Annotated in this window: 21 protein-coding genes and 2 pseudogenes; 17 read left to right on the top strand and 6 right to left on the bottom strand. The window is 36.0% G+C overall.

The window, feature by feature from the left end:
- Positions 1-390 precede the first annotated feature (390 nt).
- Entirely contained in the window at positions 391-567 is a 177-nt protein-coding gene (locus CEQ21_RS07255; protein WP_185763899.1) for a hypothetical protein, read from the bottom strand.
- A gap of 347 nt (positions 568-914) precedes the next feature.
- Here CEQ21_RS07255 and CEQ21_RS07250 point away from each other — a divergent pair, with 347 nt between their 5' ends.
- The 13 genes from CEQ21_RS07250 to CEQ21_RS07190 all read left to right on the top strand — a co-directional run bounded on the left by CEQ21_RS07250 (position 915) and on the right by CEQ21_RS07190 (position 13162).
- The gene (locus CEQ21_RS07250; RefSeq protein WP_185763898.1) at positions 915-1094 is read left to right on the top strand and encodes a hypothetical protein; all 180 of its coding nucleotides are present in this window, start codon (positions 915-917) and stop codon (positions 1092-1094) included.
- 270 nt (positions 1095-1364) lie between these two features.
- Complete coding sequence (locus CEQ21_RS07245) at positions 1365-1529, top strand: hypothetical protein (protein WP_185763897.1); 165 nt, start codon at positions 1365-1367, stop codon at positions 1527-1529.
- Positions 1530-1885: 356 nt separating this feature from the next.
- Positions 1886-2302 (top strand): hypothetical protein, encoded by a 417-nt coding sequence (locus CEQ21_RS07240; protein ID WP_185763896.1) that lies wholly within the window; start codon positions 1886-1888, stop codon positions 2300-2302.
- A 268-nt stretch (positions 2303-2570) separates the two neighbouring features.
- Positions 2571-3293: an amidohydrolase family protein gene (locus CEQ21_RS07235; RefSeq protein ID WP_185763895.1), complete on the top strand. Its 723-nt coding sequence runs from the start codon at positions 2571-2573 to the stop codon at positions 3291-3293.
- A 77-nt stretch (positions 3294-3370) separates the two neighbouring features.
- Entirely contained in the window at positions 3371-4627 is a 1257-nt protein-coding gene (locus CEQ21_RS07230; RefSeq protein WP_185763894.1) for a hypothetical protein, read from the top strand.
- Positions 4628-4646: 19 nt separating this feature from the next.
- Positions 4647-5759 (top strand): isocitrate/isopropylmalate dehydrogenase family protein, encoded by a 1113-nt coding sequence (locus CEQ21_RS07225; RefSeq protein WP_185763893.1) that lies wholly within the window; start codon positions 4647-4649, stop codon positions 5757-5759.
- A complete protein-coding gene (locus CEQ21_RS07220) occupies positions 5759-6826 on the top strand; it encodes a Gfo/Idh/MocA family protein (RefSeq protein WP_185763892.1) in 1068 nt (355 codons plus the stop codon). The genes CEQ21_RS07225 and CEQ21_RS07220 overlap by 1 nt, the downstream gene beginning before the upstream one ends.
- Entirely contained in the window at positions 6795-7727 is a 933-nt protein-coding gene (locus tag CEQ21_RS07215; RefSeq protein ID WP_185763891.1) for a sugar phosphate isomerase/epimerase family protein, read from the top strand. The genes CEQ21_RS07220 and CEQ21_RS07215 overlap by 32 nt, the downstream gene beginning before the upstream one ends.
- A gap of 1 nt (position 7728) precedes the next feature.
- Positions 7729-9102, top strand: coding sequence for a four-carbon acid sugar kinase family protein (locus CEQ21_RS07210; protein WP_419181575.1), 1374 nt, complete (start codon positions 7729-7731; stop codon positions 9100-9102).
- Positions 9103-9113: 11 nt separating this feature from the next.
- Positions 9114-9770: a class II aldolase/adducin family protein gene (locus tag CEQ21_RS07205; protein ID WP_235907195.1), complete on the top strand. Its 657-nt coding sequence runs from the start codon at positions 9114-9116 to the stop codon at positions 9768-9770.
- A gap of 44 nt (positions 9771-9814) precedes the next feature.
- Entirely contained in the window at positions 9815-10468 is a 654-nt protein-coding gene (locus CEQ21_RS07200; protein WP_185763889.1) for a GntR family transcriptional regulator, read from the top strand.
- A 324-nt stretch (positions 10469-10792) separates the two neighbouring features.
- Entirely contained in the window at positions 10793-12175 is a 1383-nt protein-coding gene (locus CEQ21_RS07195) for a glycoside-pentoside-hexuronide (GPH):cation symporter (protein ID WP_185763888.1), read from the top strand.
- 81 nt (positions 12176-12256) lie between these two features.
- A complete protein-coding gene (locus CEQ21_RS07190; RefSeq protein WP_185763887.1) occupies positions 12257-13162 on the top strand; it encodes an ROK family protein in 906 nt (301 codons plus the stop codon).
- Between the two features lie 386 nt (positions 13163-13548).
- Here CEQ21_RS07190 and CEQ21_RS07185 read toward each other — a convergent pair whose 3' ends face one another.
- Positions 13549-13737, bottom strand: coding sequence for a hypothetical protein (locus CEQ21_RS07185; protein ID WP_185763886.1), 189 nt, complete (start codon positions 13735-13737; stop codon positions 13549-13551).
- Positions 13738-14316: 579 nt separating this feature from the next.
- Between CEQ21_RS07185 and CEQ21_RS07180 the strand changes: the two genes are divergently transcribed.
- Positions 14317-14964, top strand: a complete 648-nt coding sequence (locus CEQ21_RS07180) for a 2OG-Fe(II) oxygenase (RefSeq protein WP_185763885.1) — start codon at positions 14317-14319, stop codon at positions 14962-14964.
- A gap of 107 nt (positions 14965-15071) precedes the next feature.
- On the opposite strand, the pseudogene CEQ21_RS27390 reads toward CEQ21_RS07180, so the two are convergent.
- Both CEQ21_RS27390 and CEQ21_RS27125 read right to left on the bottom strand, forming a co-directional pair.
- A pseudogene (locus tag CEQ21_RS27390) lies at positions 15072-15229 on the bottom strand (PadR family transcriptional regulator); the annotation flags it as partial.
- Between the two features lie 83 nt (positions 15230-15312).
- Positions 15313-15531 (bottom strand): annotated as a pseudogene (locus CEQ21_RS27125) (LysR family transcriptional regulator); the annotation flags it as partial.
- A 256-nt stretch (positions 15532-15787) separates the two neighbouring features.
- Between CEQ21_RS27125 and CEQ21_RS07170 the strand changes: the two are divergent.
- Positions 15788-16633: an SDR family NAD(P)-dependent oxidoreductase gene (locus CEQ21_RS07170; protein WP_185763884.1), complete on the top strand. Its 846-nt coding sequence runs from the start codon at positions 15788-15790 to the stop codon at positions 16631-16633.
- A gap of 460 nt (positions 16634-17093) precedes the next feature.
- Here the strand turns inward: CEQ21_RS07170 and CEQ21_RS07165 are convergent.
- Positions 17094-18244 (bottom strand): IS3 family transposase gene (locus CEQ21_RS07165; RefSeq protein WP_235907194.1). Its coding sequence is split into 2 segments (ribosomal slippage): positions 17094-17995 and positions 17995-18244, totalling 1152 coding nucleotides; the frame shifts between segments, so codons are not numbered across the junction.
- A gap of 343 nt (positions 18245-18587) precedes the next feature.
- Positions 18588-19376, bottom strand: a complete 789-nt coding sequence (locus CEQ21_RS07160) for an AraC family transcriptional regulator (RefSeq protein ID WP_185763882.1) — start codon at positions 19374-19376, stop codon at positions 18588-18590.
- Between the two features lie 194 nt (positions 19377-19570).
- Here CEQ21_RS07160 and CEQ21_RS07155 point away from each other — a divergent pair, with 194 nt between their 5' ends.
- Both CEQ21_RS07155 and CEQ21_RS07150 read left to right on the top strand, forming a co-directional pair.
- Positions 19571-21241, top strand: coding sequence for a glycoside hydrolase family 2 protein (locus CEQ21_RS07155; protein WP_185763881.1), 1671 nt, complete (start codon positions 19571-19573; stop codon positions 21239-21241).
- 480 nt (positions 21242-21721) lie between these two features.
- Positions 21722-21982, top strand: a complete 261-nt coding sequence (locus CEQ21_RS07150; protein ID WP_144454610.1) for a metal-sensitive transcriptional regulator — start codon at positions 21722-21724, stop codon at positions 21980-21982.
- Positions 21983-22055: the final 73 nt, after the last annotated feature.

Below are 22055 nucleotides of genomic sequence, written 5' to 3'. Positions count from 1 at the left end.
TTTTATGTATACTAGATACCCGTATGTATTTTATGTTAAACATAATGTAATGAACTTTTTAGTTATGGCAGGTATCAATAGGCATAAGTAAATCCATCAGGAGCCTTGATAAATAAAGGATTAGATATACTTTTATTTATTAAGTTAAACGTAGAAAAATTAAATCTTGTTTTAAGGTTTAACTCCTTTTTACTACATGTAGGAAGTGCCTATTTTTTAAGGGAGTTGTAAAAGTTACATGAACTTTTTATATAAGAATGAAGTAGTAAGAGAACCGGGAATAAAAAGAGGAGTTAATCAAATTGAATGAGCAGTTTAGCTGATTCGTATATGACGCGAAATTTAAATTAAAAATGAACTGTACCAGGTGACAGTTCATTTAATAGTTAGTTATTGCTTCCCGTTCTTTAACGGAGAAATTACATTATTATAAAAAAATCTTTCCCATTTAGCTAACAAACCGCTCCCATTTTCACCACGTTGAATTTCAATCTCATGGTTTTTATGAAATTCTGCTATGCGTTTATTATGCTTATTGTGCCTTTGATGAAGAGTTAATTGTTTCATTATGACTCCTCCTTTCGATTAATCTCATTATATATCCTGAGTTGACTTTAGAAAAGTGAAATTAACCCTCAAGTTTTGACATGGAGGTGTCAAATATTTGGCCGAAATCATGCACTGAGAAAGGGAATGTGCTAGTGTAAATTATAAAACGTGAGAGCCAGGAAAGTCCGGTTTTCAGATAGAGGGAGGAGACAATAATAAAACCTCTTATTATCAAAAATAAGACCTACAAACAACTTCAAAAAATGGTTTCGCTAAAGTATAGGAGAATTATTCCTAACAGCGATGAAAGTGTTAGTGGCTTGATATTTCCAGACAGAGTTATCCTCGAGAAGGATGTGAAAAAAATGTTAAAAAGAATAGAACAAGATTCTGATACAAAAAAAATAGCCATAGGTTATAGCTTCACAAATGAAGCGCTAGATTTATTAAAGGACTATAGTTTTAATGTCTTCACTATCAGTAATTTTGTATGGTCAGATGAAGATTATAAAGAAGTCAAGGGTGGAGATAGTAACAATCTTTAGTAAACAGATTTCTTTCGTAGAAGGCTTATTTAAACTAATCCGACAGCAACAAATTGTATCCATTTGATGTTGGGTTCTTTTTATAATATGTATAAATCTCTTTTTTTTATAGGTAATAAAAACCGATTAGAAGAATAATTTATAGTAAATTCAATGCGATTTATTGACGATTTAGAACTGGAGATATTATTGTAAATATGTAAAATACAGTTTATTAAAAGTAATTGCTTGTTCAAACAAATATCTTAGAAGCGTTTAGAAGGAGTTCCTATGAAGAAGATCATTTCTATTGTGTTGGCTGCTATCATCATTGTGTCCTTTGGTTATTATTCAACTGTGAAAGAACCCAATGAGAAAAAGGAAAGTGTCATAACAGATAAAAATGGGGAAATAATCGAACCAATTAGTGGTGATAGCGATAATATTGGCCATTAATATAGTGAGAGTTATCCTTTAGTGTGTCTGTCAATGGTAAGCGGACTGCTGAGTGTATTAAATGTTTGCTGGATTCGCAAAACTAGAATATGGATCGAATGTTGTTACTGTGCTTTTGCAATTGGCTTCATCCATAAGCCAATAAAGGGATTTTTTAAACATTAATCTAATGGTTAATGTTTTTTTACACTTATTATTAGTCTGAGGTGTTAATCATCAATTCTGGAAAGTATGTTAGCTTACACAGGTAAAAGTAGCTTCGTAGGTAAAACACAAAAAATGTATTTGTCGTAGTTTTTTATAATTAGTGACTAATAAGTGAATGGTATTTTTATTTTATTAACAGGAAGTGAAATATGAAGAGGATATTTACAGCTGCTGTATCAGTTGTATTATTTGCGACAATATACGCTTGGATTGCCTACACACCTGTTTCATATCGGGAAATTAATACATATTATTTTGGATTTTTTGAAATATTTCTTTTTGCCATTATTTATGCTGGACCCGTTTACTTTCTAGCTGGAATCCCTATTTCTAAATGGATTGACAGCTTTGTAGATAATAGAGGTATAAAGTCAAAGGTAGCAAAATACTTTGCTGGATTAGGGTTATATTCCTTAGCAGGTGTTTTGGTTGGTATTATTTTAGTTATTCTATTTAATGGGAATGTACAGTTTAGTCTAGTAGATGTTATTCCACTTATAGTTTATAGTTTAGCCGCAGCAATTTTATATTTTCACTTATCTTTCATTTTATTTAGAACAAGGTAAATTTAAATTTGTTGTAAAGACGTCAGACTCCTATATAACCAAGGGATCTGACGTCTTTTTATTTTATTGATATTTATGCTAAGCAGTATTAATACATGATTCTTTTATATATGAATTCTTGCATTGTTCCCTAACGAAAGATAAGAAATTAATAAAATTGTTTGACAATACATTATGTAAGCGATTAATATATGTGTATACCTTGTATACAATGTATACACCACTATATTTCAAAGGAGTGTTAATAATAAAAATAATAGATACTCACATGCATTTAGGAGTTTCCAAGTTTTCAGGAGTTAGTACAACGGAAGAAGATATAACTAATGCGATGGATAAGTATGGAATTGAAGCTGCTTTTGTCATGCCGCAGCCAACATTAGAGAATGTTTTTGATGTGCATACTGCGATTGGTACAATGATGGAGAAATATCCAAATCGTATTTTTGGGATGACAAGTTTAGATCCTTGGTTAGCAGAAGAGATTTATGTTAATGAAGTAGAACGGTGCATTAAACAATTGGGCTTTGTGGCCATAAAGCTGCATCCTTTAGGACATAACATCAGCCCGTTGTCTAAACATTGTGAGAAGATTTATTCGTTGGCGAGTAAATATCAGGTTCCGGTGTTGGTTCATACTGGAACAGGTAATCCGTTTTCGTTACCGTCGTTAATGATTGATCCAGCTAAGCGTTATCCAGATGTGTCATTTATCCTTTGTCATGCGGGCTTTGCTGTGTATGCCGATGAAGCATTGGTTGCTGCAAAGCATTGTGAGAATATTTTTCTTGAACCATCATGGTGTCAAACCTATATGACTAGAAAGATGATTGATCAAGTAGGGATAGAAAAAATCATTATGGGTTCAGATCATATCAGTAATATTCCAGTGGAGTTAGCAAAATACAATAATATTGGATTAACTGATGAGCAGCTGGAAACAATATTTTATTTGAATCCAAAAAGGATTTTTAAATTAAAGAAATTATAATACATAAAGCCTGCCATATGAGTTGAAATTTAATTCTTAATTAACCGAAATGGATACTGGTAAAAGGAGTGGTACTTATGGGAAAGACTGTACTTAGTATTGAAGGAACTGACTTTTATATTAATGACAAAAAAGTATACGCAGGAATTACTGGCAGTCGAAAAGAAGCGCATGGCTTATTAATGAATGCAAGATTTATTCAAGGGATTTTCGATGATAGTGAAAATCCAAGCCGTTTTAACCGTTTTGGTAAAACGTTTGATGCAGAAAAAAACACAGATGATCTAATAGCAGCACTCCCAGATTGGTACGCCCACGGTTTGCGTGCCTTTACAGTTGGATTACAAGGCGGTGGCCCTTGCTTTACCTTGTTTAATGAGCCGATTAACAATAACCCGTTCGGCACTGATGGCACAAGCTTTGACCCTGCTTATGCGAATAGATTGGACCGATTGATTCGTGCAGCAGATGACATTGGCATGGTCGTAATCGTTAGCTTCTTCTACTTCTTTCAGGCAGAACGATTACAGAATGGCCGCGCAGTTATAGAAGCAACACGAACAGCGGCAAGATTTCTAAAAAGTGGCGGCTACACGAATGTAATAATCGAGGTGGCTAATGAGCATGATTTGACGAAGAAGCATTCATTACTAGAATTTCCTGAGGGAATTGTTTCTCTTATGGAAATAGCCCGTAATGAATCAGGCGGACTTCCAGTGGGCTGCAGCTCAACTGCACCGATGATCAGTGAGGAAGTTGCTAAAGAAAGCGATGTAGTATTCTATCATGGCAATGACCGCACAAGGCAGCAGTATTACAATGATATTTGTCAGCTTAAGAGCTGGGCGCCGAATTCTCCGATTGTATGTAACGAAGATTCACAAGCGCTTGGCAATATGGAAGTGGCAGTCCGTCAGACAACATCTTGGGGATACTATAATAACTTAACGAAACAAGAACCACCGACAGATTGGAGAATTACGGAAGGAGAAGATCGTTTTTTTGCACAGCGTATGGCTGAATTTATTGGTATTTCGCTTCCAGAAATACCGTTTGAGGAGCAATTCTACTTACAAGGTTTTGAAGAAGACATTACTGTAGATGGAAAGCGCTGGATTAGGTTGGCTAGTTTATATCCGGAAACCATTGATTATGTAGAGTTTTTCAAAAACGGTGAGCTGGAACACTTAAGCTATGATGATCCTTTCTTCATAAACTTTGTATTTAACTGGTACCAAGGACCAACAGTTGTTAATTCGGAGGATAAGGAATGGAAGGCAGTTATACATCTGAAATCTGGAGAGGTATTGGAAAAGAAAGCAGTACTTAAATAAAACGGGGAGGGTTAAAGTAATGAGTAGATATAATATTTCTGTGTTAGATGGAGACGGAATTGGACCTGAGGTTACAGCAGAGGCGTTGAAGGTATTACGAGCTGTTCAAAAGATGCATGGCACATTCGATCTTGAATTTGAACACAATGGTGCTAGCTCTGGACAATTTTTGAAAACGGGAAAAGCCATGACAGAAGAACAGTTTTCGCAATGTAAATCAGCAGATGCCATGCTGATGGGTGCTATCGGTTTGTTTGAAGCGCGACACCCTGATGGAAGGGAAGTAAATGGTGATGTAATCTTCCGCTTACGTTTTGACTTGGATTTGTATGCGGGTGTGCGTCCAGTAAAGCTGTATGAAGGAGTTCCAGGGCCACTTCGCGATAGTGGCAAAGGCATTGATTATGTTGTTGTTCGTGAAAATATTGAAGGCTTGTATGCCTCACGAACAGGAGGCTGCAATGTTCGTGATGAAGTAGCAACAGATACTATCATCATTACGAAAAATGGTACAAAAAAAATCGTTGACTATGCATTTCGTTTAGCTGCAAAGAGACAAGGACGTCCAGTGGATGGTAAATCAATAGTAACATGTGTGGATAAAGCCAATGTTTTAAGCTCGTATGCTTACTTCCGAAAAATATACGATGAAGTAGCGGGGAATTATCCTGATATTAACAAGGATTATGCTTATGTGGATGCGATGGCCTTCTATCAAGTAATCCAGCCTTCGCAATACGATGTTTTAGTAGCTGAAAACATGTTTGCTGACATCTTGTCCGATCTGTCTTCAGCGACAATTGGCGGGCTTGGTCTTGCACCATCAGGTGATATCGGCGATCGACACGCTATGTTCCAACCTGCTCATGGGTCAGCACCAGGCATTGCAGGGAAACAGATTGCCAACCCTGTTGCAACCATTCTATCAGCAGGAATGATGTTGGATTGGTTAGGTGAACATCATCAAGATAATCGTTTAATTCAAGCAGGAAAAGACATTGAGGCAGCAGTTGCAGAAGTATTGAAAGCGGGTACAATTCGCACTGGAGATATTGGTGGTACTTCTTCGACGTCAGAAGTGGGAGACGCAGTAGTTCAATCATTAATAAAGCTATATGAGGGGGCAAAGTAATGGAAAGCCTTCGAGGTATTATCATCGGATCAGGACATTTTGCACAAATCCAAATGGATGCTTGGGCACATGTTAAAGGCGGTGAAATTGTAGCGATTGTCAGCAAAGATGTTGAGGGTGCAAATAAGCTTGCAATGGAGCATCAAATCCCATTCTCAGGAGCAGATACTGATATTTATAGTTTAATAGAAAAATTGAATCCTGACTTTTTGGATATTTGTACACCACCAGCCACTCATTTTCAATATGCTAAAATTGCTGCTGATTATGGTATCCCAGTTCTATGTCAAAAACCAGTCGCTCCAAGCCAAGAGGAAAGTGAGCAATTGGTGAGCTATTGCCGAGATAAAGGTGTACCAATCATGATTAATGAAAACTGGCGTTGGCAAGGCTGGTATCGAGAGATTCGCAGAATAATAGATTCAGGCCAGCTTGGACGCTTGTTCCGAGTGTATTTCTCGATGCGACCTGGCGATGGCTTCGGTCAGTCTCCTTACCCAATGCAGCCATATTTTAAAGATATGGAAAAGTTTTTGCTGTATGAAACTGGTGTCCATTGGGTGGACACATTTAGATATTTGTTTGGTGAGATTGAAAGAGTATACTGCCAAACAAATACTTGGAACCCACTTATAAAGGGTGAGGATGCGGCTATCGTATTGTTTAACTTTGTTAATGGAATGACAGGTATATATGATGCTAATAGAGTGGTTTATACGGAAGAGGTACGCCCCCCAACATATGGTTGGATGAATGTCGAAGGGGAATTTGGAAATTTAAGATTGGCTGAAGATGGCCGGATTTTCATTACCTTGCGTGGCGCAACAGAACAAGAACATGTTTATGAAATACCGGAAGGCTGGAAAGGCGGCAGCGTCATTTCAACACATCAGCATTTTATTGATGGACTGCTATCCGGAGACAGGGATTATTTTGAAACAGAAGGAGAGAAATATATGATCTCCCAACGGATTGTTTATGCATGCTATCAATCTGCTAAGGAACAGCGCGTCGTTTCTTGTTTAGGAGGTACATATGAAGCAATGGCAAGAAATGCTAGAAATTAGTCTAGTTCATCCTGGGCTCTGGCCAAATGCTGCAAATGATGAAAAAGTGTGGGAGCATTCCATTCGTACTGTGTTAGAGGATTCATTTTTTGAACGGATAGAAATAGCTCCAATAGCAAATTCGAATCGAAGGAGGCAATTCGCAGAATGGCTGCGAGTTGCCAATATGAATGCAAGTTATCTCTTACAACCGCTTATATTCGGTAAGGAGTTAAATCTGCATTCTTCCAATAAGGAAGAGCAAATGCAGGCGGTCAACCAAATCATGCAGGCGATGGATGATGCTGTTGAGGCTGGGGCAGATCGTGTCGCTGTAATCAGCGGTCCCAAAAATTTGAATGAACAATACGAAGATGAACTACAACGTCTTTGTGATTCATTATTGCTATTAGATAAAGCCGCAAAAGAGCGCAACCTACAACTTGACTTGGAACTATTTGATACTGACATCGACAAAAATCGTTTTTTTGGTAACAGTAACATGGCAGCACATTTAATGAACTTGCTTGAAAAGCATACAACGAATTTATCACTTTTAGTGGATTTGAGTCATGTACCTCTTCTTGGGGAGGATATTGAAGAAACTGTTCATAACACAAATAACTGGCTTGGTCATGTCCACATCGGCAATTGTTCCATTGATCGGAAAGATGATCGCTTTGGAGATAAACATCCGTATTTTGGATATCAAAATGGCTGTCATAGTGTGCCAGAAGTTGCTGCATTCTTGAAAGATCTTATAGAGGTTGGTTATATAAACCGAAGCGGAAAAGCAGGTTTAGGAATAGAAATTATGACCACTGCAGGTGAGGAACCAGGTTTATTGATGGCCGGTGCAAAGCGAACATTAATAAAGGCTCTCCAAGCTCTTGAAGACGCACCAATAAAGGATGGTGAATAAATTGCATTCATTGCTACTAGCATTTTATGGGGATGACTTTACTGGATCAACAGATGCAATGGAAATGCTGGCACTGCAAGGATATCGCACCGTATTATTTCTCGATCCGCCAGACCCAGAGGAGCTGAGGTTAAATTATCCAGATGTCGATTGTATTGGAATTGCAGGTATAAGTCGATCCTTGCCTACTGAAGAACTGGAAGCAGAGCTTGCTCCGATTTTTGAACGTTTGTTGAATTATAACCCGACTGTTATACACTATAAAATTTGTTCCACCTTTGATTCTACACCAGAGTTAGGGAGTATTGGGCGTGTGTTGGACATTGGAAAAAGGTACTTTCCTCAAAAGCAGATAACACCAGTGTTAGCAGGAGCACCTCCTTTGGCCAGATATACTGTATTCGGACAGCACTTTGCTGCAGTTTCAGATGTTATTCATCGCTTGGATAGACATCCGATTATGTCCGTTCATCCTGCTACTCCGATGGATGAAGCAGATCTTAGAGTACATCTTTCCAAACAAACAGACCGTTCTATTGGATTAATGTCCGTACTTGAGCTTGAAGGGAACGATAAGGAGGTTTGGGAGCGTTTCTCGCAAAAACAGGATTCTATATTATTGTTTGATTCCTTAAATCAAACTGATACTACTGCTTCTGGAAAGTTACTGTGGAAACTTGCTCAGACAACAGCACCACTCTTTATAGTTGGTTCCTCAGGGGTTGAGTATGCATTGGCGAAAGCTTGGGATTTGATACCTGAATTAAACAGACGTTCCCCGAATTATCCGAATGATAATAAGGTATCCAGTGAAGCTGCACCGCTGTTAGTTCTTTCGGGTAGTGCCTCTGAAATAACGAGAAAACAGATAGAAGTGGCAGTAAGGGAAGGGTTTGTTTCCATTCAATTGCCGATTGAGGAGCTATTGCATCCAGCTTCTGGGGAGGCCGAACTACATAATTTGTTGAATACAGCGGAAACGATACTTGCAGAAGGTCGGGATTTAATTCTCTATACTGCAAAAGGTCCGCATGATCCATCCATAGTCGAAACGAAAGCAAGGTTAAAATCACTGGGGATTTCAAAGGATAAAAGCGGACAATTACTTGGCCAGCTGTTGGGGCGAATAATGAAAGGTATTGCTACCCGTAATGGTACTAGAAGATTTGTTGTTGCTGGCGGGGATACATCTGGGTATGCAACAAGGGAACTCGGAGTAACAGCGCTGGAAATTGCTGCACCTATTTCACCTGGAGCGCCATTGAATATATGCTACTCAAGTGATTCTACTGTTAATGGAATCGAATTAGCTCTTAAAGGAGGCCAGCTTGGTCAGGAAGATTATTTTGTAAGAGTGAAGCAGGAATCTTTATAGATGGAAAGGAGGTGAGAACAATTAGGAAGTCAGAGCAAGATATTATTGACGTTGGCCAATATATGATGAACTTTCGACTTGCTTGGGGGAATTCAGGCAATATAAGCAAACGTGTTGATGAAGATACGATGCTTATTACAGGATCTGGCACGTATATGGGGCATTTAGAGAAGTCAGATTTAGTAGAGGTAACAATTTCCTCTGGGCAATTTAATAGCGATAAAAAGCGGCCTTCCAAGGAAATACCCATGCATGCTGCGATATATCAAGCAAGACCAGATACAGGCTTCGTCATACATGCTTCTCCATTCTGGACAACTTTAGCAGCATGTACAGACCTACAGATTGAAAGTAAATTGTTTATTGAAAGCATGTACTATGCCGAACGGATAGCATATGTGGACTATTATCATCCAGGCAGTAAAGATCTAGGAGCCGCAGTTGGTGCAAAGGCTAGCGAGGCAAATGTATTAATTTTAAAAAATCATGGTGTTATTGTATTTGACGCAACGATGCAGGAAGCCCGTATGTGTCTAGAGACAATTGAAATGACATGCAAAATGGCTGTTATGTCTAAGATGTCTGGTTTAAATCCTGCTATATTAAACACGGATACGGCAAGTGATTTCCTTCATCATGCCGGATACAAGCCCCGTCGTTTATGGTAATATGATATCAAAACCATAAAACCATAAAATAGAAGGATGATTCCATGCATAACTTAGAGGCAGCAAAAAATACGCTAGACCAAACTGTTTACTTAAAATTACGTGAAATGATTATAAATGGTGAATTCCCTCCAGAACAAGTGATTATTCAGAACCAATTGACTGAGACATTGGGAGTTAGTCGCACACCTTTGCGTAAAGCAATGGCTGAATTAGAGATGGAGGGCTTATTGTACAGGACGCCAAAGGGTTGGTACGCCAAGAGGTTTACTCTAGAAGATATGATTTCCATATTCGAGCTTCGGGCTGTTTTGGAAGGATTAGCATGTAGATTAATAGCTCCAGTAATTGAGGACGAGAAAGTAATCTATTTGAGAGCGATTTTCCAAAGTGCCTATCAGAAAAGACAGGAAAATGATAAAGATGCCTATTATGCAGCAGATAAAAAGTTCCATAATTTTATAGCAGAGGAAACGAAGGATTTCCACCTTTCGAGATCTTTGGAATCATGTAAAGTTATCCAAACTAGCTTAACACAAGGTCTATATCGTTCACCTGATGAAACATACCCGGAGCATATGGCGATTATTGATGCACTAGAGAAACGAGACGGCGATTTGGCGGAAGAATTAATGAGAAAGCATGTAAGAGCAACGATTACTGTATTAAAATCTGGGGATACTTCTATTCATTATTAGGATGAATGAAAGGTATGCATAAAATTTACAGCAAAAATTCCCCATAAGAATGGATATATCAGAATTTTGGCCTGTTAATAATGAGGTAAGTGACAAGATTTTGGTGTATCCAATCTAATCTCTTGATGTGATTATTTGTATGAATAAATCCTGTAAATATAATTGGATTGTTTACTTATGTTGCTAAAAAAAATTTTTTGATTTGCTTCTGGTTTATGAAAAATTTTTAATGATAGAAACTATCGATTGCAACTATCTAAACAGTCAAGGCTAATATTTATCGATAAAATGTAAACGCTTCAATATCTTAAGGGAGTGAAAACAATGGGGTTAAGAGAACAAGATTTGCATAGAAATAATTCAACTACGAATCAAAAAATGTCTATGTTAGAAAAAGTAAGCTACGCTTTAGGCGATACAGGATCTAATTTAATATATACTGTTTTGACAACGTATTTAACATTTTACTTCACTGATGTTTACGGTATAGGTGCAGCTGCTGTTGGGACCCTTATGTTGGTTGCGAGATTAGTAGATATGATTGACAGTCCAATATTAGGAATATTAATTGATAAAACAAACACGAAATGGGGGAAATCTCGTCCTTGGATTTTATGGTCTTGTTTCCCGTTTACGATTGTATCCATTCTGCTTTTCATGGGACCAGAGTTAAGCGCTTCCGGGAAATTGGCTTATGTTTATGTGTTTTATATCGCAGCTAATGTGCTATATGCTGCTGTTAATAATCCATTGCAGACAATGCTCCCAAGTATGACAAATAACGTTCAAGAAAGAACAGTTGCAAACACATTCCGTATGTTTGGCGGTCAAATAGGTGGATTAATAGTTAACTTGACACTGCTTCCATTAGTGGCTTATTTAGGGGCCGGTAATCAGCAAACAGGTTTTTTCTACACAATGATCATATTTTCTGTCATAGCATTAGCCTTATTTTTAATTACCTTCTTTAATACAAGAGAACGTGTGCAAAGTGCGTCTGGCTATGAATCTATTCCTGTGAAAGAAAGTATAAAAGCAATTAAAGGTAATCGTCCGTGGTTAGGTGTTGTCTTATTTGGGATTACTTTTTACACACTAAATATAATGAGATTATCAGCAGGGATTTACTATATGACGTATTACATTAACAAGCCTGAAATAATCTCTATCGTTAATACTCTTGCAATGAGTTCACTTTTGGGTGTTTTAGCCATCCCGTTCTTAACGAAAAAGTTTAGTAAAAAATCATTAATAATAACAGGTCTTTCTATTAATATAGTTGGTCATTTAATTATATTTATGGGCGGATCGAATGTGACATTGATCATTATAGGTACAATTATTGGTGCAATTGGATTAGGATTACCAACAGGACTACTATTTGTTTTAAAGGCGGATACTGTTGATTATGGTGAATGGAAATCAGGTGTCCGTGCCCCTGGTATCCTAGTTTCAGCCTCTGGTGTTGCCAATAAATTAGGCTCAGGACTTGGTGGTGCCATCCCAGTTTGGTTACTTGCTGCAGGTGGTTACATTGCAAATCAAGCTCAATCCTCAGCAACATTAAATATGATTGCGTTAAGTTATATTTGGTTACCATTGATTTTGAGTGTTGTAGCTATTCTTGTGATGATTTTTATCTATAAGTGGGAGAAGCCACATGAAGAAATTATGACAGAGCTAGAAGCAAGAAGAGCACAACAATAGATAAACTGATAAACAAAGCACATTCATTTGATGAATGTAATATTTTCATAATGTATAACTTGCCTGATGAGGAGAATAAGCATGTATTTAGTTTTAGATATTGGTGGCACCTTTGTTAAATTTGCTTTAATGGATGCCTCTGGAAAGATTACACACAGGGGAAAGACACCTGCATCAAGAGAAAATAGAGCAGAGTTTGAGGATGTTATTTTTTCGATAATTGATAAATATGATTCAACACATGTCAAAGGGATCGCTATCAGTTGTCCAGGAACAATTGATGTAGAATCAGGTATGATTTATCATGGAGGTTCATTTCCCTTTTTGCATAAGGTGAACTTAAAACAGCGAATTGAAGAAAAGTATCAGAAGGAAGTTTCAATTGAGAATGATGGAAAATGCGCAGCTTTGGCTGAACTATGGCTTGGTAATTTAAAAAACGTTAAAGATGCAGTAGTGCTTGTTCTCGGCAGTGGTGTTGGCGGCGGCATTATAATGAATGGGAAAATACACCGAGGCTTTCACCAATCATCTGGTGAAGTCAGCTATGTAATGGACAATATAGAAATACAAACAAGGGTTGGTCAATTTTTTGGATTTGCTTGTTCTGCTGTAGAAATGATTCGCCGGATTGCAGAATTAAAGAAGCTAACGGATAAAACGGATGGAGAAAGTGTTTTTAAGTATATTGTAAATAAGGATGAAGAGGCAATGGTTATATTCGACGAGTTTTGTATCCATCTAGCAACACAGATTCTAAATCTGCAATATATTTTAGACCCTGAAACTTTTGCTATTGGTGGAGGAATAAGCGCTCAACCAGTCTTACTTGAGCGAATACACTGGGCATTGGCAGAAGTGACAAAAGCTAATCCGATGCATGTTGCGAATCCTAAGGTTGTAGCTTGTAAATTTCAAAATGATGCCAATCTTTATGGTGCTCTGTATCATTTCTTTATTAGTAAGGAGAAGCAGATAGTTGGTTAGATTTAATTAGTAGAAAAGCATTGGTGAATGATAATAATGCTTTTAAAAAACTGTCTAAACTGTTGGTATCTGGGTTTAGGCGGTTTTTTCTGTGTTGGGAATCAAGCTTAGAAGGATTAATGCTTGTTTTAGGAGTTAAGTAGAAGAAGGATTTTTATATTATTAATAGAAAAATATAAATTAATTCCTTTAAGAAGAGAAGATTATTACAGACGTATTTAATATTGATACAAAGAATGGAATTGAATTTATGCATTTTTTTCATTTGGTTTTTTCAATTCATATAGCTTTGCACTGATATATTTTCGCCTGTGAAATTAACAAAAAAAAGCCGTATACTAGATTTTCGTTACGGCTATATCTTTAAATTAAATTCTTTTTTTGTATTATGAAGCAACCTCAATTTTTAAGCTGTTTCGATTTACTGTGATATATTCACCTGTTGATTTATTCATTACTTGAGACACTTCCTTGGTATGCGTTACCTCAAACCAATCATTTTGTATATCAACCAATAATTTTACATCAACATCACTTTTTCCATATTTTACACCACTATAATATAATTTCGTCATCGTCATCAAACCTTTCTGAATGATTAATAAGAGTAAATACTTCAGCAGTTTCTTAACTTAATTATAAGGTATTTTTTATCATGTTGTGTAATTTCTCTTGCGGGAAATTGTAATTGAAAAACTAATTAGATTTATTTGTTTGTGTTGGTGATTTTATGGCTTGTTTTGTTGAATTTAAGCATTGAAAAATGGTGAATTAGTAGAAATCTTAGGATTTGGTGCTTTCTCTGTTATTATAGCTGGTTCCAGAAAAGAAGAATGTTAAACCAAAAGGGTAAAATGAGAAAATGAAATGACTTTAGAAGAAGAGAGGAAGTTTTATCAATGAAGTTTTAGGGGTTAACGAACCGATTAAGCCTATTCGCAAACCTATATCATATCTTTTTTAATGATTAATTTAGTAGAGATATTGGTTTTGAATAAGATAGGAATGATTTGTTTTTTATGGTACTTTATAAACAAGACCTCTTTTAGCTAAAATAGGATTTTGATATAAATATGTTTGGCAACAGCTCATGACTGAAATAAGGGCTTGTAAAAGCCATTAATTTAATAAAAATGTTATAAGGAGTGAAACAAATGACAAAAATTATCAATGAAGAAACTATTTTTTATCAAAGTGGAGATCACATTATTGCAGATGACAGAAAAATAAATATTGTTACTAAATTTGATGAACCCCTAATAGTTGTTTTAGATAATGTTTTAAGTGATCAAGAATGCAATGAATTAATTGAATTTTCTAAAGATAATTTAAAACGCTCTAAGATTAGTTCTTCTGGAGAAGGAGAAGTGAATGATATTAGAACAAGTAGTAGTATGTTTTTCCAAGGGAGCGAAATTGATCTTCTTGAAAAATTAGAAAGAAGAATTTCCGCTATAATGTGTATTCCTATTGAACATGCTGAAGGTATCCAAATTCTTAAATATACACCTGGTCAAGAATATAAAGCACATTTTGATTTTTTCAATTCTGCTAGTAAAGCTGCAAAAAACAATAGAATTAGCACACTCGTTATTTATTTGAATGATGTGGAAGAAGGTGGAGAAACCTATTTCCCAAAACTAAATCTGTCCATATCCCCTAAAAAAGGAAGCGCTGTCTATTTTGAGTATTTTTATAATAATCAAGATTTGAACGAGTTAACTTTACACGGTGGAGCTCCTGTTATCAAAGGAGAAAAATGGGTAGCTACTCAATGGATGCGAAAACAAAAAATCAGGTAAAACAACTATAATTATAGTTTACTATAAAATAACAATTAGTGAATAGTAGGAAGAAGGAGATCGTTACTATCAGGTTTTCCATGGTCAGATGAAGTACGAATTTATGTTAATTCGTCTTGGGCAATTAATTTTAGTATCGGATAAATTTGTCCATAACTAATTTTCCACAAATGAATTAAACTCTGATCAAAAAACTGTTTTACTGCATAACCAGACTTCAGTCAGTACTTAATATTGCATATGTTGTAGCATTATAACTTTTCAATTATGTTCTCACAACTAACTAAAAGATATATATATTTAAATACATAATAATAAATTAAAACAAAAAACACGAGATAAATTTTTATCGATAATCTCTTCTGCTCTCTTTTGCAAGAGCAATCCTTCATCTGTAAGAATGATACTATGGCTACTGCGAATAAATAGTTTTTTTTCCTAACTCTATTTCAAGGTCTTTTAATTGTCTTGATAAGGTAGGTTGGGTACATGTAAATAATTTGCAGCAACTGTAATGTTTCCTTCTCTTGCAACAGTAAGAAAATGAGGTAAAACCCTAAATTCCATCTAAAATTCCTTCTTTATTAAGGTTTTAGTATATATTTATGTGAAATACTTATTAAGCATATCATGATATTAGATATAAGTATTGGATATATCAAAAGCGAATGGCTAAAATAAAATGTAATAACCATAGTAACAAGAATTGGTAGCGTCTTCAATATAGATATAGTAGTTGTTATTAGTTTGAATAATATCATCAAAAGTCCGCACTACAAGTGGGACGAAGGTCTTCTTTAAGCGATCTGGGAGGAAAAAAAATATGAGGAATAGGGAAAAAGTTTGGTTTATCACGGGAGCTAGTCGTGGAATGGGCATAGAGTTTACTAAGGCTGCACTTGCTCAAGGTAATAAAGTGGTTGCTACAGGTCGTAATACAGATAAGATTTCTAAAATCATGGAAGAGAATGAAAACCTTCTAGTTGTTAAGCTGGATGTTACTAGTCCTTCTGATGCCAAGGCAGCTGTCAAGGCTGCGGTTGACAAGTTTGGAAAGATTGATGTTCTCATAAATAATGCCGCTAATTTTTTAGGTGGATACTTTGAGGAGCTTACTCCTGAACAAATTGATTCGCAGTTGAGGACTAATCTTATTGGTCCAATGAATGTTACCCGAGAAGTGTTGCCTGTGATGCGTAATAATCGTTCTGGTCACATTATCACGATTTCTTCAGGTGCTGGCCTTTCCGGGTTCGAGTTTAATACTGCCTATGCCGCATCAAAATTCGGTCTCGAAGGATGGATGGAATCGCTGCAGCCTGAGGTCTCTCCGTTTGGTATATATACTACAATAATAAATCCTGGGATGTTCCGCACCGAGTTTCTAACTAAAGAGTCGTCGACTTACGCTAAACCTTCGATTGAGGACTATTCAGGCAGAAGAGAAAGAAATCAGGATTCTTTCAATGCCCAAAATGGAAGACAGGCAGGTGACGCGGCTAAACTCGCAGAGATGCTCATTAAGATTTCAAATGAAGAATCTCCTCCAAGTCGCTTTATTGCTGGCACCGATGCAGTTTGTATTGCGGAACAAAAGGTTACCAATCTTGAAAAAGAAATAAACGCCTACCGAAAGATTTCCGTGTCTTTGGCACACGAGGATGTATAAACTCTAGGAAGTATTTAATGGAAGTCCAGAATAGAATCAATAAAAAAATGTCCCCAAAATTTATGGGGACATTTTTTTATGAGAAGCAATTGATTTCGTGGACTGTACTTATTACTACATTATCTAACTATCTATTAAGTGGTCATCGTTACCAAGTAGTATCTCTATGCGTTTTGATTCCAATGGAATTGGTGAATATGGAAATAAAATAAGCAAATTAGGCCTTCTTTATTTCGGTTTATTAGAATTTAGTATGACCCCGTTTTTCAAGATTCTTTCTTGCAACCAGATGCATTTAGGCTGCATGAAAATATGATATTTTCACAAAAGGAAAAGTAAAATTAATTATAAGTTAGTATGCAGTTTCATTAACAGACAGGAGAAGATGCATAAATAAGAAATATATAAATTTATAAGTCTTGGATTTGAGTCAATAATTTGGACACAAAAAAGTTAAGTATTAAGCGGTTCTTCTAATCTGATCCTCCATAGCTTGAGGTGTTTGATAGCCGATGCTGCTGTGAATTCTGTTTCTGTTGTACCAGCCCTCTATAAACTGAAACATGGCTAGCTTCGCTGCCCGGTAGTCTGTGTACTGGGTATGATAGACTTCTTCTTTCTTTAATATGGCGTGAAATGACTCTATACAGGCATTGTCATAAGGACAGCCTTTCTGACTGAAAGACTGCCTGATTCCGTATTTTTGGACATGCTGAGTAAACTCACTGCTGGTATATTGTGAGCCAAGATCGGTATGAAGAATTAAGCCCTTTCGGGGCTTTTGAGAAAAACAGGCGTTTTGAAGTGCTTCGATTACTAATTCCGAAGTCATAAAACGAGAAAAAGAATAGCCAACAATTTTTTTCGAATGCAGATCCAATACTGAGGCCAGATAGCACCAACCGTCTTTTACAGTAGGAATATACGTAATATCCGCCACCCATTTCTCATTGATCGTGCAGGTAGAGAAGTCTCTTTTTAAAAGATTACCCAGCTGCACAACCTTTTCTTTTGAGGGGAAAGGACGGTATTTTTTCCTGGTAATCGAACGGATGCCTGCCTTTCTCATTAAGCGCTGGACACGCTTCAGGCTTAAACAAACCCCGTTGTTCGATAGGGTCTTATGGATTTTCGGTGCGCCATAACGCGACTTACTTTCCAAGTGAATCCGTTGGATTTCCTGCGTGAGTTCCTGGTTTTCTAGTTCACGTTTTGACGTCGTTTTTTCAAGGGAGCCATAGTAGCTGCTTCTTGGCACGGCCAGTACTTCGCACATTTTCTGGACGGGATAATGATCCTTGTGTTCCTCGATAAAATCGATGAGCTCTGATTCGGTTACTTTTTCGCGAATATGGCCATAGCCTTTTTTAGGATTTCTACCTCCTGTTTTAACCGAAGGTTTTCTTTCTGAATCTCGGCTAACTCTTTTGGTGTCAGCGCCTCTTTTTCTGAACCAATAGGGGTAAAGTCTTTCACCCATTTATAAATTGTTACTTCTGATACGCCATATTCGCTGCTTAATTCTTTAACCGGGCTGCCGGAATGATACAAATCCACAATCGTTTTCTTAAAATCATCGTTATATTTTTTGCCTGCAGGTTTACGTTCCAATTCGGACACATCCTCTCAAAATAATTGTAAGGACTTAATTAAATTGTGTCCATGAAACTATACTAACTCCAGTCTGCGTTAAGTAATTAACGCTTAATAAAATCAGTAAAGAAACCTTTAATGTTACTGGTTAATGCAGTTAGGGTGCCAATTAAACGGAGAGCTCATTTAATTAAGGACTCTCAGGGCTTCAGAGATGTAATGACCAGAATATAAAGAAGGCAGGTGACTTGGTTAAGCTTGCAGAGGTAATAGTTTGACCTATAATGAAAACTTCACTTTATCGCCGAGAATGACGCCATTTAAACTGCTAGAAAAAGGTTTGGAAGCATAAACATAAACTTTACTTACCTGTCATACTGTTCAACCTACGATACTCAGAAGGAGTTAAAGTAGTTAACTTCTTGAACTGCCTCATAAAATGAACTTCATTTTGATAACCACATAAATTTGAAATCTCCCCCACCTGTGAATCAGATTCCATTAAAAGCTCCTTAGCATAAGTAATTCTACTGTTTATAACATCAGACATACATGAGATAAGAAAGGTGTTTTTATAAATATTTTGTAAATGGCCACAGCTTATATGTAGCTTACTAGCCATTAAAGCTATTGACCAGTCATTTTGAGGGTTGCTGTATATTTCACTTCGAAGTTTAATAAGTTCCTCATGAACTTTTGAGCGCCAAGGTTGGAGAGTATTTGTCTCAACCAGTTCTTTCGTCTTTAAGAATAAAACGCGCATTAAATATTCGATGGTTTGCTCCTTATAAGAATTGTTAGAATAAAATTCATTTGCTATTTTTTGGATTGAATCAGATATAAATAAATGGTTCGAGATATACAACGGGGTGTTCAAATTAATTGGGTATTGGTCAAAGAATGATGCATTAAGTTCAAAATGTATCCAGTCATTTTTGTAATCAGCTTCGCTCGATCTGTATTCATGAGGATAATTCTTGTCAAAAATTATAAGAGTATTAGCTGGTGTAGATATAGCCTCTCCATTAATAATAAAAACTGCCGGAGATTTAACAAACAAGAGAAGACACCATTCATACCCTTTAGGGCGATTAACAGCAAAGTTGTTACCGTGTGCAGTATTGCAACCCATACGCAGAATTTTAAACATATCTATATCACCTCAGTATATATCAGTTTCATCTTATTATATATTATTGAAGATATACCTTTAAAGTATTATATTGAAACCATTATCAAGTGCTTGATGAATCAGTAATAATCTTACTTTTTATCAGTGGCGATATTTGTAGTAATTTTAATAGATGTTAATAAAACTAATAAAAAGAAGCTTGGAGGGTATTCATGTATACGAGGTTATTTCAAAATCACATGGTACGTAGAGAAGTACCACTTGATTCTATATGGGATTTTCATATCTTAAGTTCATCGGGTAAAAAACAAGAGGAATACAAAATGCTTGTTCCGAGCTGCTGGGAAAGCAATCCTAAGCTTGCTTCTTATAAAGGGAAGGCAGTGTATTCAAAGAGAGTAACCTTTGGGGGAAATACCCGTCTAGTATTTAAAGGAGTCAGCCATACGGCATATGTATACCTGGACAAGAAGCAGGTTGGATACCATTATAATGCTTATACAGAATTCGATATATTATTACAGGATATATCTCATGGTGAACATTTACTGGAGGTTATTGTGGATAATTCCTTTCATGAGGAGTCTGCTTTGCATGTGAGCAACGATTATCATTCTTACGGTGGAATTACCCGACCGATAGTAATGGAGGAAATTGGTGAAATGTTTATTAAAAATACTCACTTTATTCCTTATCAGGAAAATGGTAAATGGTATGCATCAATCAGAACTTTGCTAAGTAATCTTTCCAATGAGAAAAAGATTGTAACGCTGAAAATTAAGGTTGGGGATGATGAGATTTCCTTTGTTGGCAAAGTACTTCCTTCTAATGCTGAAACACAATTAGAGAATACCTTTGCGTTTCCTGCTGCAACTACTTATACATTGGAGAATCCAAAATTATATATGCTGGAAGCAAAGCTATTTGACAAGGAAAAAGAAGTGGACGATTTTATAGACAGAGTAGGATTTCGTGAAGTAAAAGTCAATGGAAAGGACATTTTGTTAAACGGAGAAAAGGTAATCATTAAAGGAGTAAATCGCCATGAAGACTATGCTGAATTTGGATGTGCACTTCCCCTGGAAGCAATGTATCGAGATATTGCAATTATTAAGTCATTAGGTGCAAATTGTATTCGAACTAGTCACTATCCTAATGATGAGCGTTTTCTGGATTTATGTGATGAGAATGGAATACTTGTATGGGAAGAGGCACATGCAAGAGGATTAAGTGAAGAACAGATGAGACACAAAAACTTTGAGAAACAAAGTTTGGATTGTATTAAAGAAATGATTGATAGTCATATAAATCATCCATCTATCTATGTATGGGGAATATTAAATGAATGTGTGAGTAACACAGAGTTTGGGAGGTCCTGCTACGCAAAACAGTTTGAACTTATTAAACATTTAGATCCTAGTCGTCCGGTATCCTTTGCAAGTCTTGAAGCTCATATAGGGTCAGATTTGTGCCTAGATTTGGTTGATATAGTTTCTTTTAATATCTACCCGCGATGGTATCATGAAACATCAGTAAAAGATTCCTTATATAATCTTAAAAAGTTCGTTAATAGTACTTCTGGAGCGGGTAAACCATTACTAATCAGTGAAATTGGAGCTGGTGCAATTTATGGTTATAGGAATAATAATCAGGAAAAGTGGACGGAAGAATACCAGCAGTCTGCTTTAACGGAACAAGTAACTACTATTTTATCGGATGAAGAATTAAGTGGGGTAATAATCTGGCAGTATGCAGATTGTAGGGTAGACAAGGGGTGGTTTCATGGTAGGCCGAAATCCCAGAATAATAAAGGACTAGTAGATACTTATCGAAGAGAAAAGCTTGCTTATCATAAAGTAAAGGAAATTTTTCATTCCTGCTAAGTTTTTAATCTCTAAACATCGGTAAAAGAAACAATCACAGCGAGTGAAAATTCTTTAGTTTCTTGACGTAAGAAGAATTAGAGATAAAAGAGAATCATTAATTGCTAATTAGGAGATATGTGGTTTGTAGAGTTGGTATATTGAGAAAAACTGCGTATATAAGAGGAAAATGTTTATTGGGATATTTTAGAAAAAAAGAGCGTTTAATTAGATGTCTTGATAAAAGTGTATCATTATAATGAAATTAATTCTTAACGCACTATATATTAAATGTGACCGCCAAACTAATTGCGGTCTTTTTTATAAAATTAATTATTGACATTATACCTATAGGGGTATATCATGAAGCTTGTAAGTGAAAATAAAATATTTCATTTGCTAATACTTAAAATTGAAACTGATATAAAATGCTAAAAATTAAAACACTAATTATAAATATCATCATTACATGATTATTTACTATAAAAAGGGAGGAAAAAAATGGATTATAATGAACAAATAAAAAATAGAGTTAAACGTATAGAAGGACAGTTAAGAGGAATTTTAAAAATGATGGAAGATAATAAAGATTGCAAGGAAGTAATTACACAATTATCTGCATCAAGAACTGGAATTGACCGAACAATAGGATTAATTGTTAGCTCAAATTTGATTGAATGTGTTAGGGAAGCTGATAAAAATGGCGAGAATACAGAGGAATTAGTAAAAGAAGCTGTAAACCTACTTGTAAAAAGCAGATAAAAAAGAGTTGACACTTTCTCTTTTTTTAATCAGTTTTATACCTATAGGGGTAATGGTATAAGAAAGAGTGATT

Source organism: Niallia circulans (genome assembly GCF_007273535.1).
Lineage (GTDB): Bacteria > Bacillota > Bacilli > Bacillales > Cytobacillaceae > Niallia > Niallia circulans_B.
Note: the sequence above shows the minus strand (reverse complement) of the source record. Positions and strands in the feature narration are given on the sequence as shown.

What these genes read in the sequence shown, in the direction of transcription:
- CEQ21_RS07255 (WP_185763899.1), bottom strand. Translation starts at nt 567, where the DNA reads ATGAAACAATTAACTCTTCATCAAAGGCACAATAAGCATAATAAACGC.
- CEQ21_RS07250 (WP_185763898.1), top strand. Translation starts at nt 915, where the DNA reads ATGTTAAAAAGAATAGAACAAGATTCTGATACAAAAAAAATAGCCATA.
- CEQ21_RS07245 (WP_185763897.1), top strand. Translation starts at nt 1,365, where the DNA reads ATGAAGAAGATCATTTCTATTGTGTTGGCTGCTATCATCATTGTGTCC.
- CEQ21_RS07240 (WP_185763896.1), top strand. Translation starts at nt 1,886, where the DNA reads ATGAAGAGGATATTTACAGCTGCTGTATCAGTTGTATTATTTGCGACA.
- CEQ21_RS07235 (WP_185763895.1), top strand. Translation starts at nt 2,571, where the DNA reads ATGCATTTAGGAGTTTCCAAGTTTTCAGGAGTTAGTACAACGGAAGAA.
- CEQ21_RS07230 (WP_185763894.1), top strand. Translation starts at nt 3,371, where the DNA reads ATGGGAAAGACTGTACTTAGTATTGAAGGAACTGACTTTTATATTAAT.
- CEQ21_RS07225 (WP_185763893.1), top strand. Translation starts at nt 4,647, where the DNA reads ATGAGTAGATATAATATTTCTGTGTTAGATGGAGACGGAATTGGACCT.
- CEQ21_RS07220 (WP_185763892.1), top strand. Translation starts at nt 5,759, where the DNA reads ATGGAAAGCCTTCGAGGTATTATCATCGGATCAGGACATTTTGCACAA.
- CEQ21_RS07215 (WP_185763891.1), top strand. Translation starts at nt 6,795, where the DNA reads ATGAAGCAATGGCAAGAAATGCTAGAAATTAGTCTAGTTCATCCTGGG.
- CEQ21_RS07200 (WP_185763889.1), top strand. Translation starts at nt 9,815, where the DNA reads ATGCATAACTTAGAGGCAGCAAAAAATACGCTAGACCAAACTGTTTAC.
- CEQ21_RS07195 (WP_185763888.1), top strand. Translation starts at nt 10,793, where the DNA reads ATGGGGTTAAGAGAACAAGATTTGCATAGAAATAATTCAACTACGAAT.
- CEQ21_RS07190 (WP_185763887.1), top strand. Translation starts at nt 12,257, where the DNA reads ATGTATTTAGTTTTAGATATTGGTGGCACCTTTGTTAAATTTGCTTTA.
- CEQ21_RS07185 (WP_185763886.1), bottom strand. Translation starts at nt 13,737, where the DNA reads ATGACGAAATTATATTATAGTGGTGTAAAATATGGAAAAAGTGATGTT.
- CEQ21_RS07180 (WP_185763885.1), top strand. Translation starts at nt 14,317, where the DNA reads ATGACAAAAATTATCAATGAAGAAACTATTTTTTATCAAAGTGGAGAT.
- CEQ21_RS07170 (WP_185763884.1), top strand. Translation starts at nt 15,788, where the DNA reads ATGAGGAATAGGGAAAAAGTTTGGTTTATCACGGGAGCTAGTCGTGGA.
- CEQ21_RS07160 (WP_185763882.1), bottom strand. Translation starts at nt 19,376, where the DNA reads ATGTTTAAAATTCTGCGTATGGGTTGCAATACTGCACACGGTAACAAC.
- CEQ21_RS07155 (WP_185763881.1), top strand. Translation starts at nt 19,571, where the DNA reads ATGTATACGAGGTTATTTCAAAATCACATGGTACGTAGAGAAGTACCA.
- CEQ21_RS07150 (WP_144454610.1), top strand. Translation starts at nt 21,722, where the DNA reads ATGGATTATAATGAACAAATAAAAAATAGAGTTAAACGTATAGAAGGA.